Source organism: Lacihabitans sp. LS3-19 (genome assembly GCF_024343575.1).
Classification (GTDB): domain Bacteria; phylum Bacteroidota; class Bacteroidia; order Cytophagales; family Spirosomataceae; genus Leadbetterella.
Map to the genome: position 1 here is coordinate 225,622 of NZ_RJUA01000003.1, position 13,413 is coordinate 239,034.

Below are 13,413 nucleotides of genomic sequence, written 5' to 3' on the forward strand. Positions count from 1 at the left end.
TTTTTGCGGTTAAAACCATTAAACCATAAAGCATTGGCGTTTATAATCCCAATAATATTTTTTGTTGCACTAGCTGTTCAATTGGTTTTCGTACTATTTATTTTTACCAAATTGGTAAGGCACGAAGACAAAGAAACTAGTCAGCATTTACCGCCAATTTCTATAATATTGGCAGCTTCAAATGAGTTAGATAATTTAAGACAATTATTGCCAATATTGGATAGTCAAGATTATCCAAATTTTGAAATTTTGGTTGCTGATGATAGATCTAGCGATGGTACTTATGACTATTTACTGACCAATCAAGATAATATCAAACATCTGAGTTTTTTGAGAATATTAGACTTGCCGCAACATTTTACTGCAAAAAAATATGCAGTTACGATGGCAGTAAAGAAATCGAAAAACGAAATCCTACTATTTACTGATGCTGATTGTAGACCAGAAAGTGATCAATGGTTGAAAACGATGGTTTCTCAAATGGACGAAGAAAAAGATATAGTATTGGGTTTTTCAAAATATAATTTTTTCCCAGGAGCATTGAATGCTTTGATTAGGTACGAGACATTTCAAACAGCTTTGCAGTATTTTTCTTTTGCATTGGCCAAAGTTCCTTACATGGGTGTTGGGCGTAATTTAATGTATAAAAAATCCCTCTTTTGGAAAAACAATGGATTTACCAAGCATTTCGGCTTACTTAGTGGTGACGATGATTTGTTTATCAATGCAGCTGCAAACAAGCATAATGTGGCAATATCTATAGACGAAGACTCTGCAACCAATTCCATCCCAAAAGAATCATGGGGTGATTGGTTTATCCAAAAGCGTCGACATTTATCTGTTGGTAAAAAATATAAATTTAGAGACAAATTTAATCTTGGCTTACTTTGGATGAGCGAATTAATCTCTTGGTTTTTCTTTATTCCAGTTTTTTTTATGTTGCCAGATTGGTACCAGGCTCCAGAATGGTCTAGGATACCTAATGAATTTTTAAAACAATATAATCTAGCTCATTGGTATCCTTTTAATGACTGGATGAGATTAGTTTTGGGTGTTTTTGTGTTGTGGATTCTGGTCAAATGGTTTGTTTTGGCTAAAGCCAACCAGAAATTAAGTAATACCATTAAATCTTGGAAAATTCCTTACTTCGATTTTCTATATGCTGTTTATCTATTATTTTTTGGAATTGTAACCCTTTTCTCCAATCCCAAAAAGATAAGGTGGAAGTGATTATCGTGGTACGGTAAAATACATAAAGGTGGCAATGACAGAGAAAACGATATTAGGCAACCATACTGCTAATAGCGGAGGCATATTTCCAGACTCTGCTATGCCCTTAGACATGATGTAGAAAAGTATATAGACAAATGCTAGTACAAACCCTATAGCTATCTGTAAACCTACACCGCCTCGGGTTTTGCGGGCTGACACAATCAAACCCATTAAAGAGAGTATAATAACTGCGAAAGGCGTTGCAAAACGTTGGTAATATTCTATCTGGAATGTTTCTACACCTTCTGCTCCACGACTATTTACGAGACTTATCTGGTTGCGAAGTTGAGGGATTGTCATCGTTTCATGGATATTGTTGGAGTTCTCAAAATCCGCTGGAAGCATATTAATTACAGTATCTAGTGGAATTGAATTGGCTTGTATTGTAAGTTGGTCTTTCATTATGCCAATTTTACGAATTTTATAATCATACAATTGCCATTTGCTTAGTGTATCGACATAAACAGCTCGCCTAGCCGTGAGTTTCTCCACCAATTGGTTATTTTCTATTTTCTCTAAAGTTAGATCATACGCGGTTTGACTTTGTGAATCATAAGATGAAAGATAGGCATAAACGTTTTTTTCAACGGCCATATGGATGTCTCTGTCGGCAAAATAATATTTATCTTCTATATATTTATTTTCGAAAGCTATTCTGGTTTTGTTTGCCTTGGGCAATATCCATCCTACCATCAAAAATGAGAAAATTGCAACTATACTAGCACCCAAAAAGTAAGGATACATTAATCTTCTGAAACTCGTTCCTGTGCTTAAAATCGCCACTATTTCAGTATGAGCAGCAAGTTTTGCAGTGAAAAATACTGTTGAAATAAAAATCATCAATGGGCTGATGTAGTTTGCCCAGTAAGGTGCTAAGTTGGCGTAATACTGTAGGAAAATGGCTTTGGTGGGAGCTTTGTGTTCTATGAAATTGTCATTTTTTTCCACAAAATCAATTACAATGATGACCAATACGATTATGAATACCGCAAAAACATAAGTGGTGAGAAATTTTTTAATAAAATACTTATCGAGGGTCTTCATTTGGTGCAATTCCTATTTCGATTCAAAATTAGTGGAAAAAAGCTTAGTATTTGGTTGATTAAGGAATTTTAAGGATTGAAATTCTTTACTTCTCCAAAATCACTTTTCCGTCTTTTATGACCAATTGGATATTTCTGATATCCGAAATCTTCTGGATTGGATTTCCTTCAATAGCTATTATATCTGCCAAAAGACCTTGTTGGATTTTCCCAACTTGGTCGTCAATGTGAAAAACTTTTGCGTTTATTGAAGTGCTAGATTTTAAAACTTCCAAGGGGCTCATGCCGTATTCCACCATCATTTCTATCTCGCGGGCATTGTCTCCATGAGGATATACGCCCACGTCTCCTCCCATACAGATTTTTACTCCATACTTTAGTGCTTCTTCAAAGCTTTTTCTTTTTGCTATTATTCGCTCGGGCTCAGGATCTATGCCTTTTTTCCAACCTCTGTATTGGCTTATGGCATCTCCAGCAGCTAATGTAGGGCAGAAGCATACATCCTTTTCTTTCATCATTTTCCATATTTCTGGTGTGCCGCCATCTCCATGTTCTATGGTTTCAATTCCAGCTAGTATTGCTCTTCGCATGCCTTCAGGTGTGGAGGCATGAGCTACTACTGGTCTTCCGCTACTTTTAGCAATTTCAACTATGAGTTTGAGCTCGTCTAAAGTGAATGTCGGCATAGCCTCAGCCCTAAGTCCCCAACGGTAGTCGGCATAAACTTTTATGAGATCTGCACCTTTGCCTATTTGAGTTCTTACTGCTTTTGTCAAATTATCATGTCCATCGGCTTGTTCGGCACCCTGAGGCACTTCAATATCCGCAGAAAAGCCTTTTGGTCCATAGCTTCCTGTGGCTATGAGTGCTTTGGTAGCAATGAGCATTCTTGGACCTAAAATAATTCCATCTTCTATGGCTTTTTTGAGACCTACGTCGTCATATTCGGAACCTTCTGTTCCAAGGTCTCTCACTGTCGTAAAGCCCGCCAAAAGGGTGTTTTCAGCATGTTTTACGGCACGGGCTGTGCGATATGATCGAGATTCTTCAAGTACTTGGTCGTTCCAAGCGGTTTCGTTGTAAGGATGAAGAAATAAGTGAGAATGACCTTCTATTAAGCCAGGAAGAAGCGTTTTACCTTTTAAGTCAATTACTTTCGTATTTGGGGGAAGGTTTTTTTCTAAAATATTCTGGAGTCCATATTTTTCTATTTTATTGTCTTTTACTAAAACGCCTGCATTTTCAATGATTTTTTCACCATCAAAAACTCTGTCTGGTTTTAGAAAGATATAGTTTTGGGCTAATAAGAATTGCGAATAAATATTAAGAATAAGAAGTATTAGTATTTTTAATTTCATTGATGAAGTATTTTTCTAGAATTGAACAATGCTTAGGTCAAAAATATAGATTTTATCTGAATTTTGGTTTGAAAGAAATTTAATTACCGATTTTTTGTAAAACTTTAAATCTGAATTTTTATTGATTCCGCCTTTATTTACCTTTGAGAAAATTTAAAAATAAAGAAGCAATATGATATCGGTTAACGAATATTTTGATGGAAATGTAAAGTCTTTAGGCTACAAAACTGAAAATGGAAAGTCTACCATCGGAGTGATGAATGAGGGTGAATATGAATTTGGAACAGGTTCTGCAGAGAAAATGACCGTAGTTCAAGGAACTATGGAGGTACTTTTGGAAGGAGAAACTTTGGCAAATGTTTATACCGATGGCGAATATTTTGAGGTGCCTGCCAATAGTAAGTTTAAGGTAAATGTGCCTTTTCAAACGAGCTATTTGTGTGAGTATGAGTGATTGGTTAAGAAAATCGATTTGATTCGATTTTAACATATGCATTAATAATATTATTTCTTTTAATAAAGGGAATTTGTAATCCTAAAACCTCAAGGAAAGTCCGACATCCTAAGTCCCTCTCCCGATGGAGAGGGATATAAATAGGTGCTTTAAAATAAACGACATTTATTTTCGATAATACAAATCCTTTTTTAATGTTTTTGTCAATCTTCTAAAAGTAGAACAATATTGCCTCTTTTTTCACCTGATATCATAAATTTGTAAGCCTTTTTTATGTTTTCTAAGGTATAGTATCTGTCTACCGGTGGTACATATTTACCTTGTTCCAAAAGAGGTTTTATATAGGCCATACTTTCTTTTGGACTACCCGGAAATGGAAAAATCACTCGTTTGCCTTTTTTAAACAAACCTAAAATAGACAAAGGAATATTTTCCCCTTTGGGACCTAGTTCTGATGAAATATAAACGCCAGCGGGTTTTAAAAGTTGTTTGCATGCACCGAATGAACTTTTACCAACTGCGTCAAATATGAAATCAAATTGGTTGTTTTGTTTTGTGAAGTCTTCTTTTAAATAATCAATGATTCTTAGGGCTTTTAATTTTTTTTTATTTTTTCGTAACTGTCTGTAGGATATGTAAAAGTTACGTTTATGCCTTTTTCAATTAAATACTGAATTGCAGCATTGCCAATGGCTCCTGTAGCTCCATTTACCAAAACATTGTCATTTGGCTTAAGTGCTACTTTATTCAAAAAATAATACGCATAATGTGCTCCTTCCAAGGCTGCCGCTGCTTGCTCGTGACTAATATTTTCTGGTTTTTTGAGTATCGGACGGTCTGCTTTAATACAATAATAGTCGGCATGGGAGCCTAAACCGTGGTCCAAAAATCCATATACTTCTTCCCCAATTTCAAAGCCCGAAACGGCTTTGCCTTTTTCTACCACCACTCCCGAAAAATCAGTGCCAGTAGCCTTATAATGTGGCTTTGGGAAGCCAGCAAAAAAACGAAAAATGAAGGGTCTACCCAGTAAAACGCCCTCATCGGTACGGTTTACGGTGCATGCTTTTCTTTTATGAGTAGTTCATTTTCTTTAGGTTTTGGTATGGGAGTTTCAAGTATTTCAAGAATTTCCGTGCCGCCGTAACCGCTTCTAAAACTTGTTTTCATTGATAGAGCTTGTTTGATTATTCTCGCAAAATTCCGATTTATAATGCTAAGATAAATTGACTTTGGTTAAGAAAGTGTTTACGGTTTGTTTTTACAGTTATTATTTAAATATAAATGGCAATATTGACCTGATCTTTTTTTAATTTAGCTTCATTTTGGAGACCTTTCATTTATCGACCAATTGTAAATTATAGCTTATTTTGATTAGTCAATTTTGCTGACCTCCATTAAGTTTTGCTTACCTTCAAAATACTTGTAATAAACTAATTATTAGTTAATCCTAAACCTTTTCTTAAGCCAAATTACTTGAACAAAAAATGCCGTAGAGAATATTATTGTTGCATAAATGGCGGGCATAGAATATTGAATACTATAAATATTAGAGAATAATTTATTAAATATGTTATTCGAAAGTAATTGATTACTAAAACCATTTTTAGCGTCCGAATAAAAGGCATATAGGATAAATACACAAGTAATAAAAGAAACAGAAACCAACTGTAGTTTTGAGAAAATAGGCACATAGGCTTTCTTTTTTACTAGTACTTTAGCATTTACTTCCATCATAATTTTAGAAGTAAAGTCAATACTTGGAGCTTCAAGCTTGCTATTGGTCATTATTTTACCAATAAATTTTTCTAATTTCTCTTCTTCATTCATAATAGTCTAAAATTTCAGGTTCAATGCTGCTTTTAAGAATTACAGCTAATTTTTTTCTGCATCTAAAAAGTTTTATTTTAACATTGCTTTGGCTCATATTGAGTATTTTAGAAATGTCATCAATTGATTGATCTTCAAAATAATACAGTGTAATAAAAAAAGCATCTTCGCTTGGAAGCTGTAAAATACATTCTTGAATTTTCTCGTTCTTTTCGTCTTCATTTAAAGCTTCAAGACTATGTTCAATATCATTTATTGCCTGATGGCTCAAATCTTCCATATAAACCCAATCTTTATCTTTTTTAGTTTTTTTTATATAGTCCAAACAGGTATTATAAGTAATTTTATATATCCAAGTTGAAAACTTTGAGTCCCAATTAAATTTTTGAAGAGAACGGAAAATCTTAAGAAATGCATCTTGTGCGGCCTCCTCGGCTATTTCTCTATTTTTTAATGTTTTAAAGGTCAAAGAAAACACCAAATCTTTATATGTATCAACAATAAACTCAAATGCGTTTGTGTCGCCTTCGAGAATTTTTTCCACATAATACTTATCGTTTTCTTCCTTCATTTATTATTTAGACGAGCAAACTAAATCAATGGTTACAAGATAGAAACTGTTTGAGTTAATTATTTGGAATGCAAGCGAGCTTTTTTTGAATTTTACGATTTACATATCCCAAAGCTAAATTGCCGAAATGGAATTGAGCGTAGTGACCGGGTTTCCGCTGAAAGATTTGGGCAATCAAGTAAAAACGAAAAAGAGCACATGGAAACGTATTTAGGCTAGTTTAATTATCTTCTTCATATTTTTTTAAATGTGTAACCAAAAACCTTTTGTGGTCGTCAAAGTTAATGAATTCAATTTATAACTTAAATTTTATAATCATGGTAGATTCATTAATTCCCGTTTGTTTGTTTTTGGTAATATTTGGTATTTTTTACTTGTTTCTTTCCACAAGAAATAGAGAAAGGCTCGCACTTATAGAAAAAGGTATGGACGCTAGTTTGTTTAATAGAGACAAAGACGGCAAACTTTCTTTTCAAAAATTCTTATTACTTAATTTTTCACTTTTGCTAATGGGCATAGGCCTTGGCGTTTTGATGTCTTTGCTTATTAACACCTACACTGCTCTAACAAACGATGCCTTATATCCAGCACTTATTTTCTTGTTTGCAGGAGCTTCGCTATTGCTTGGCTTTTATGTGAGCAATCGCATTGATAAGGCTCAATCAAAATAAAACTCCGCTCATGACTATCTATTTCCGAACTTGTATTTTACTTCTCTTTTTTGCTGAATCTTATTGTTTAAAGCTTGAGGCTCAAACTTTCGAATCAAAAATTGAAAGCATAATTAGCAAAGAATTTAATGACCCGAATGGACCAGGAGGGGTTTTTCTAATTACTAAAAATGGGGAAACGATTTTCCAGAAAGCTACAGGTAAAGCTAACTTGGAATTAAAAGCTGATTTAAATGCAAATTCTGTTTTTCAGATTGGCTCCATGACAAAGCAGTTTACCGCCATAGCTATTTTGATTTTGGAGGAAAATGGAAAATTGGAGGTGAGTGATAAAGTATCAAAATATATAAAAGATTATCCAAACGGAGATTCCATTAGTATTCACCAGCTTTTAACACACACCTCGGGCATCAAAGATTTTACCCGAATGAGGTCTATCAGTGACATTGCTCAAAAAGAAATGTCGCCAAGTAATATGGTCGATTTTTTCAAAAATGAACCAGTGGACTTTAAACCAGGAGAAAGATTTGAGTATAACAATTCAGGTTATGTTCTACTTGGTTATATCATTGAGCTCGTTTCTGGCCAAAAGTATGAAGACTTTATTCAAGAAAATATATTCAAAAAGGCCAACATGACGCATTCGGGCTATGCTTCTGATAGAAAAATAATAGTGAATAGAGCAAGTGGCTACCACAAAAAAGAGTACGGCTATGTCAACAAAACAATGATAAATTTTGGTGTTCCGTTTTCTGCTGGCTCACTTATTTCAACGGTAGACGATATGCTAAAATGGCAAAATGCTCTCAATAAAAACTTAATAATCAATGACAAAAGCTCAAAAAAGGCCTTTTCAAGATATAAGCTAAACTCGGGCGAAGCATTTGACTATGGCTATGGCTGGCATTTATTAAATGAAAACGGGATTGAGATTAGAGAACACGGCGGCAGTATTTTTGGGTTTAAATCTATGGGTGTTTATTTGCCGAGCAAGGATATTTACGTAATTGGATTGAGTAATTGCGACTGTAATTCGCCAACACAAGTAGTTAGGGATATGGCTGAGTTAGCAGGTAAAGTTTTATAAAACTCAGTCCCTTACTCTTTTTAAGTTAAGGCTAATGCAGCTGTTTTTTGAGAGGCTTCTTCCTAAATTTATTTTATCAGGATTATATTAAAGCTTCTATGTATAGAACATAAATAGCTATAAAATTTTAAATTTACTGAAAATGTAAATTGATTTATTAACGGAATTCTTCTATGTAATATGGCTCCGATGAAATTAAATTTGAAATGACTTTTGAAAAATGGAAGCAAAAGTTAATAGATTGATTTTCTTAATTATTTTTCAATATCTTAGTACCACCTTACCCATTAGGGCGATTTTAAAATTGTGTTAGGGCATTTTTGCAAAAAAAAAGCCCTATGAAACGCCTTTTATTTTTTCTCATGATTTTCTTAGCCCTTCTTACGGCTATTCTAATCCCTTCTGGTTTTTTTACAAGCCCTTTTACTGGCATCCTAGCTACTAAAACAAAAGAGCTACTTGCTAATCAATACTACATCGATAGTTTTTTTATTCACGTCTATATTGGCGGAATTGCATTGGGAGTAGGCTGGTTAAATTTTGTGAATAGCATTAGAGTTAAATATCTCCAATTCCACCGAATCATAGGTAGAATTTACGTGCTTACGTTTTTGATTACGGCCATTACTAGCGTGGTGGTTTCGTATCATGCTTATGGCGGGATAGTGAGTCAATTTGGTTTTATATTTATAGGTTTGATTGCTATATTTACCACATTAATGGGTTTTGCTGCAATTGTAAATGGAAACTTAAAATCGCATCAAGTATGGATGAGGTATAGCTATGCTTCTTGTTTAGCATCTGTTACATTAAGAATATGGAGTCCAATATTGGGTTTAATCATGGAAGATGAATTGCTGATTTATCAAATTGTGGCTTGGCTTAGTTGGGTGCCAAATTTGCTTTTTGTTCGGTTTTATTTGAACAGAAAATGATTGGTAAAAGTAATAGGAAAATCAGGTAGGAAAATCACCATCAAATCATTTTCATGCAATATATTATTGGCAAATTTATTTCATTTTTTTTAGCAGTCATTATCCTTACCAAAAAAGGCAGAAATCAAGCTGATCTAATTTTGGGAACTTGGATGATTTTTATTGGAATCCACCTTTCGTCCTATTATTTATTTGTATCAGATATTGTTTTTACCTATCCAATTATTGCTTTTTTAAATTTCCCAATGCCTTTTATTCACGGCCCTTTTTTGTTTTTGTATACGCTTTCTCTAAGTTCTGATAAAAGCTTAAAGGTCAATGAAATAGCACTTCATTTTGTATTGCCATTAATTGTGATATTAATTTTTTCCCCCTATCTTTTTTATAGCTTTAAAGAAAAAATAAATATTATACAATCGAATGGAAAAGACTTTTATTTTCAAATCATTATAGTAACTGTACTTTTGAATATATCTGGTATTTTTTATGTTTTCATCAACTACAAATTACTCGAAAAGCACAGGAAACACATTCTGGATGAGTTTTCTTATCAGGAGAAAATTAATCTTAATTGGCTTAGGGTATTGTTTTATGGAATGGCCATTATGTGGGTGTTTATCATCATTGTTCAGAACGACGTTGTCATCTTTTCAGCATCCTCTGTTTTTGTTATTTTCATTGGTTTTTATGGAATAAAGCAGGTAGGTATATTTACTAATTATAACCAATATGCATTACCCGATGAATCTGAAAATGTTATCGAAAGCTTATTGATAAGCCCTTTAATTGAGAAAAAGAAATATGCTAAATCGGGTTTGAATGAAGATGTTTCAAAAAAGTTGCATTTGCAACTTACTACTTTAATGGAAACGGAAAGGTTATTTACAGAACCAGACTTAAACCTTACTGATTTAGCAACTCGCTTGGATATCCACCCCAACTACCTCTCGCAGGTAATTAACGAAATAGAAGGAGTAAATTTCTACGATTACATTAATACGCTTAGAATAGAAGAGTTTAAACGCTTAGTTGCACTTCCTGAAAATCAAAAATTTACATTTTTGGCTATGGCTTATGACTGTGGTTTCAATTCTAAGTCGGCCTTTAATCGTTTCTTTAAAAAATCTACTGGGCTTTCTCCATCTGAGTATTTAAAAAGCCAAAACTTATAAAAACCACCTCTTGTTTCAGTGTGCCATCCCTCAAGGTATAGAATTCTTTTTATTTTTTATATTTAAGAAAAGTAAATAAGTAATTGATTGTCAATTATTTGCAAAATAATATGTTCCATCTTATAAGCAAGGGCGTTTTAGGATTTACTTTATCTGAAATTTGCAGCTCAAGAAAAAATTGGAATAATTAAACAAATTACTGCTTTGCGAAGCAATTAGTTTCAGTTAATTCTAACAACTTTTCTTAACTAAAGTGAACAAAAAACAAATACCGCAGCAATACTTTTGTTGCTAACAAAAAAAATGAAAAAGCTAACAACAATTATTTTTACAGTATGGGCGATGAACTCCCATGCTCAAAACGAAAAACAGGCACACATCTCTGTAGTACAAGGGGTAAGTACCGAAGGAAAAGAGAGCCGAAATACGGACTATTTTTTCTCTTTTAATTTATTTTCTGGTGTGGTGCACAGTATCAATGGTGCTGAAATTGGGACTTTGTACAACCAAAACGATGGGAATATGATGGGCTTCCAAACTTCTGGTTTGGTAAATTATACTAAAGGAGCCGTCAAAGGATACCAAGTCGCTGGAATAAGTAATATTTCGGGGAATGTAGTAGGCTGTCAAAATGCAGGCATTAGCAATCATGCCAAAAACGTATCAGGTATTCAAATTTCGGGAATATTCAACCAAGCTAAAACCTTAAGAGGCTTACAGATTGGTTTGATAAATGTAGCAGAAACCGTAGAAAAAGGCGGCGGAATTGGCTTGGTAAATCTTTATAAAAATGGCGGTTATCGTGAGGTTGAACTATCGGTTGCTGATTACCAAAACATTGGACTGAGTTTTAAGAGCGGCACCAAGCGTATATACAGCATCATGAATGCAGGATATAATTTTACGCCTCAAGCACTATTCAGTACAGGCATAGGGCTTGGGCAAATATATCAGCTGAAACGAAATACTTTTTTTAAGCCTGAAATTATTTGGTATAATTACGTTACCGACGATTTTAAGTTTTCTAAAACTACCCAGTCTGCACATTTGAAACTAGGCTTTATGCAAAAAGTGGGCAATGTTGGCATTACCCTTAGTCCGAGTATTTATTACGCCGGAATCCCAAAGAATTTGGAAGGAGCATTAACTGAAATTTCCGAACTAAAATACTTTTCTCAAACCGATAAAGGGCGTTGGGGCTATGGGCTGAGTTTGGGGATTGCTATTTTGAAGTAATTTAAAGTAATAATTGTCTAAACATGAAAAAAATACTTTGGTTTTTGTTTGCTTTTTTTGCTCTATTTTTTGGCATCTATCCCGTATCTTATCTATTCGCTGAATACGGCAAAGGTGGCTATTTCGATATAAAAGACCCTGAAACCATGAAGCTTATATCCTGGAAAATATTCTTCTATTTGCACGTTGGTTTTTCTGGCTTGGCACTCTTTATTGGATGGATAGGCTTTATAGAAACTCTCCGGAAAAAATACCTGAAATTGCATGGAATTATCGGCAAAACATACGTAATATCTGTGTTTTTTGGGTCTATTGCTGCATTTTACATAGGCCTGTATGGTACCGGAGGTGTCATTGCGAAGATGGGTTTTATTACAGGAGATATACTTTGGATGTATTTTACGGCGAAAGCGTATCTTTTCATAAGAGAAAAAAATATTTACCACCACCAAGCCATGATGATTTATAGCTATGCTTTATGTTTTGGAGGTGTTACTTTGAGGCTGTATTCGCCTTTAGTGCATACCTATTTTACTGAGTTTAATGTAGGTTATCAGATAGTTGCGTGGCTTTCTTGGGTGCCAAACATGGTGGTGGCTTATTTTATTGTTCAGAAAAAAAATAGAGAAATTTCTAATTTCTCTACTTAGATTTAAATACAATTTTTCCATAAAAATTGTATTTTTATGAATCTTATGAAAATCAAAGCCTAAAAAAATCTCCTTAGATTAGCTATTCAAATAAATGTCATTTAAACAAAAAACGATTATGAACTTTAATGTATTTCAATTGAGTAACCCTTTACTCCGAATCGCCCTTGTTGTAATTTTTATGATACACGGTGCAGCAGGAATGTTTAATAACGGCATCAATGATTTTGGAAACTTATATTTAAATCAGGTTGGTTTTTCTCCTTTTGGAGTCCCTTTGGCTTGGCTTATAAAGCTTTCACATTTACTTTTTGTTTTTTCATTAATGACAGATAAATTCCTGAAATTTAGCTCAATCGTTACGATAATGATTTTAGTTGCGGGTATTTTTATGATACATCTCAAAGAAGGATGGTTTGTAGTTGGCGGTGGTAGAAATGGGGTTGAGTTTAATTTTCTTTTGATTTTTGCCATCCTGAGCTTTCTTTTTTCAAATGGATTAAAATCACAGAAACTCTTATAGTTTTTGAAAGGACGATAGAATTTTACCTATTCTCAATCATCTAAACCTTTTCCGCCCAATATTTTAGGTAGGCAGTTTTCAACTCTTGCTTCCCTTGTTTTGGATTGTTTGGGCTGCGAGAAATGAAGTAAATAGGCTCTTTGTCTGCCAGGAGTCAAAGCCTCGAAAGCAGATTTTAGTGTGGCGTTTTCATCTAATTTTACTTTAAACTCATCAGCCATTTTAAATTCAGTTGGTTTCTTTAATTCAACCTTTAAACCTGCCTTTTCTACTTCAATAGCTTCGTAAATGTAAGCTTTTAAGATTGCTTCCTTGTCTTCAATTTCTTTAAGGTTTGTAAGCCGAATTTGTCGTGCAGACTGCACATTTTCAGTTTGTTGAACCAAAATTCCATTTTCATCTTTTAGCAATACTCCTTTATGAAACAATAGGGCACAATATTCCTTAAATCCATGAATTAACACAACATTGTTTTTGTGAAAAGTATAACATGGAACCCCCCATTTCAACTCTTCTATAAGCCCAGAGCTTAATACAATCGACCTCAGTTTTTTGTATTCTTCTTGCCATTTAGATTCTTTTTGAAAAAACCAATCTACTTCAGGATTCAT

The 13,413-nt window shown here is 33.9% G+C and carries 16 protein-coding genes; 9 read left to right on the forward strand and 7 right to left on the reverse strand.

The window, feature by feature from the left end; genetic code table 11:
* The first annotated feature begins 33 nt into the window (after positions 1-33).
* The gene (locus EGI22_RS04760) at positions 34-1,230 is read left to right on the forward strand and encodes a glycosyltransferase (RefSeq protein ID WP_255066721.1); all 1,197 of its coding nucleotides are present in this window, start codon (positions 34-36) and stop codon (positions 1,228-1,230) included.
* Here the strand turns inward: EGI22_RS04760 and EGI22_RS04765 are convergent, their stop codons facing one another.
* On the reverse strand, positions 1,231-2,316 hold the full coding sequence (locus EGI22_RS04765) for an LptF/LptG family permease (RefSeq protein ID WP_255066722.1): 1,086 nt from the start codon (positions 2,314-2,316) through the stop codon (positions 1,231-1,233).
* An 85-nt stretch (positions 2,317-2,401) separates the two neighbouring features.
* Complete coding sequence (locus EGI22_RS04770; RefSeq protein ID WP_255066723.1) at positions 2,402-3,673, reverse strand: amidohydrolase family protein; 1,272 nt, start codon at positions 3,671-3,673, stop codon at positions 2,402-2,404.
* A 172-nt stretch (positions 3,674-3,845) separates the two neighbouring features.
* On the opposite strand from EGI22_RS04770, the gene EGI22_RS04775 reads away from it, so the two are divergent.
* Positions 3,846-4,127: a pyrimidine/purine nucleoside phosphorylase gene (locus tag EGI22_RS04775; protein WP_255066724.1), complete on the forward strand. Its 282-nt coding sequence runs from the start codon at positions 3,846-3,848 to the stop codon at positions 4,125-4,127.
* Between the two features lie 203 nt (positions 4,128-4,330).
* Here EGI22_RS04775 and EGI22_RS04780 read toward each other — a convergent pair whose 3' ends face one another.
* From EGI22_RS04780 to EGI22_RS04795, 4 genes are all read right to left on the reverse strand, one after another.
* Positions 4,331-4,762, reverse strand: a complete 432-nt coding sequence (locus EGI22_RS04780) for a zinc-binding dehydrogenase (RefSeq protein ID WP_310588128.1) — start codon at positions 4,760-4,762, stop codon at positions 4,331-4,333.
* Positions 4,723-5,076 (reverse strand): hypothetical protein, encoded by a 354-nt coding sequence (locus tag EGI22_RS04785; protein ID WP_255066725.1) that lies wholly within the window; start codon positions 5,074-5,076, stop codon positions 4,723-4,725. Before EGI22_RS04785 ends, EGI22_RS04780 begins: the two co-directional genes overlap by 40 nt.
* A 491-nt stretch (positions 5,077-5,567) precedes the next feature.
* Entirely contained in the window at positions 5,568-5,957 is a 390-nt protein-coding gene (locus EGI22_RS04790; RefSeq protein ID WP_255066726.1) for a hypothetical protein, read from the reverse strand.
* Positions 5,950-6,528 (reverse strand): RNA polymerase sigma factor, encoded by a 579-nt coding sequence (locus EGI22_RS04795; RefSeq protein WP_255066727.1) that lies wholly within the window; start codon positions 6,526-6,528, stop codon positions 5,950-5,952. Before EGI22_RS04795 ends, EGI22_RS04790 begins: the two co-directional genes overlap by 8 nt.
* Positions 6,529-6,845: 317 nt before the next feature.
* Between EGI22_RS04795 and EGI22_RS04800 the strand changes: the two genes are divergently transcribed.
* From EGI22_RS04800 to EGI22_RS04830, 7 genes are all read left to right on the forward strand, one after another.
* Positions 6,846-7,199: a DUF6249 domain-containing protein gene (locus EGI22_RS04800; protein ID WP_255066728.1), complete on the forward strand. Its 354-nt coding sequence runs from the start codon at positions 6,846-6,848 to the stop codon at positions 7,197-7,199.
* 10 nt (positions 7,200-7,209) lie between these two features.
* Complete coding sequence (locus EGI22_RS04805) at positions 7,210-8,286, forward strand: serine hydrolase (protein ID WP_255066729.1); 1,077 nt, start codon at positions 7,210-7,212, stop codon at positions 8,284-8,286.
* 338 nt (positions 8,287-8,624) lie between these two features.
* Positions 8,625-9,221 carry a DUF2306 domain-containing protein gene (locus EGI22_RS04810; RefSeq protein ID WP_255066730.1) on the forward strand — a complete coding sequence of 199 codons (597 nt, stop codon included), beginning with the start codon at positions 8,625-8,627 and terminating at the stop codon, positions 9,219-9,221.
* Positions 9,222-9,274: 53 nt separating this feature from the next.
* Positions 9,275-10,393 carry an AraC family transcriptional regulator gene (locus tag EGI22_RS04815; protein WP_255066731.1) on the forward strand — a complete coding sequence of 373 codons (1,119 nt, stop codon included), beginning with the start codon at positions 9,275-9,277 and terminating at the stop codon, positions 10,391-10,393.
* A gap of 303 nt (positions 10,394-10,696) precedes the next feature.
* Positions 10,697-11,629 (forward strand): hypothetical protein, encoded by a 933-nt coding sequence (locus EGI22_RS04820; protein ID WP_255066732.1) that lies wholly within the window; start codon positions 10,697-10,699, stop codon positions 11,627-11,629.
* Between the two features lie 23 nt (positions 11,630-11,652).
* A complete protein-coding gene (locus EGI22_RS04825; protein WP_255066733.1) occupies positions 11,653-12,279 on the forward strand; it encodes a DUF2306 domain-containing protein in 627 nt (208 codons plus the stop codon).
* Between the two features lie 94 nt (positions 12,280-12,373).
* Positions 12,374-12,802: a DoxX family protein gene (locus EGI22_RS04830; protein WP_255066734.1), complete on the forward strand. Its 429-nt coding sequence runs from the start codon at positions 12,374-12,376 to the stop codon at positions 12,800-12,802.
* A 32-nt stretch (positions 12,803-12,834) separates the two neighbouring features.
* On the opposite strand, the gene EGI22_RS04835 is transcribed toward EGI22_RS04830, so the two are convergent.
* The gene (locus tag EGI22_RS04835; RefSeq protein ID WP_255066735.1) at positions 12,835-13,413 is read right to left on the reverse strand and encodes a YdeI family protein; all 579 of its coding nucleotides are present in this window, start codon (positions 13,411-13,413) and stop codon (positions 12,835-12,837) included.

What these genes read in the sequence shown, in the direction of transcription:
- EGI22_RS04765 (WP_255066722.1), bottom strand. Translation starts at nt 2,316, where the DNA reads ATGAAGACCCTCGATAAGTATTTTATTAAAAAATTTCTCACCACTTAT.
- EGI22_RS04805 (WP_255066729.1), top strand. Translation starts at nt 7,210, where the DNA reads ATGACTATCTATTTCCGAACTTGTATTTTACTTCTCTTTTTTGCTGAA.
- EGI22_RS04775 (WP_255066724.1), top strand. Translation starts at nt 3,846, where the DNA reads ATGATATCGGTTAACGAATATTTTGATGGAAATGTAAAGTCTTTAGGC.
- EGI22_RS04815 (WP_255066731.1), top strand. Translation starts at nt 9,275, where the DNA reads ATGCAATATATTATTGGCAAATTTATTTCATTTTTTTTAGCAGTCATT.
- EGI22_RS04790 (WP_255066726.1), bottom strand. Translation starts at nt 5,957, where the DNA reads ATGAATGAAGAAGAGAAATTAGAAAAATTTATTGGTAAAATAATGACC.
- EGI22_RS04820 (WP_255066732.1), top strand. Translation starts at nt 10,697, where the DNA reads ATGAAAAAGCTAACAACAATTATTTTTACAGTATGGGCGATGAACTCC.
- EGI22_RS04770 (WP_255066723.1), bottom strand. Translation starts at nt 3,673, where the DNA reads ATGAAATTAAAAATACTAATACTTCTTATTCTTAATATTTATTCGCAA.
- EGI22_RS04835 (WP_255066735.1), bottom strand. Translation starts at nt 13,413, where the DNA reads ATGAATCCTGAAGTAGATTGGTTTTTTCAAAAAGAATCTAAATGGCAA.
- EGI22_RS04810 (WP_255066730.1), top strand. Translation starts at nt 8,625, where the DNA reads ATGAAACGCCTTTTATTTTTTCTCATGATTTTCTTAGCCCTTCTTACG.
- EGI22_RS04825 (WP_255066733.1), top strand. Translation starts at nt 11,653, where the DNA reads ATGAAAAAAATACTTTGGTTTTTGTTTGCTTTTTTTGCTCTATTTTTT.
- EGI22_RS04830 (WP_255066734.1), top strand. Translation starts at nt 12,374, where the DNA reads ATGTCATTTAAACAAAAAACGATTATGAACTTTAATGTATTTCAATTG.
- EGI22_RS04795 (WP_255066727.1), bottom strand. Translation starts at nt 6,528, where the DNA reads ATGAAGGAAGAAAACGATAAGTATTATGTGGAAAAAATTCTCGAAGGC.
- EGI22_RS04800 (WP_255066728.1), top strand. Translation starts at nt 6,846, where the DNA reads ATGGTAGATTCATTAATTCCCGTTTGTTTGTTTTTGGTAATATTTGGT.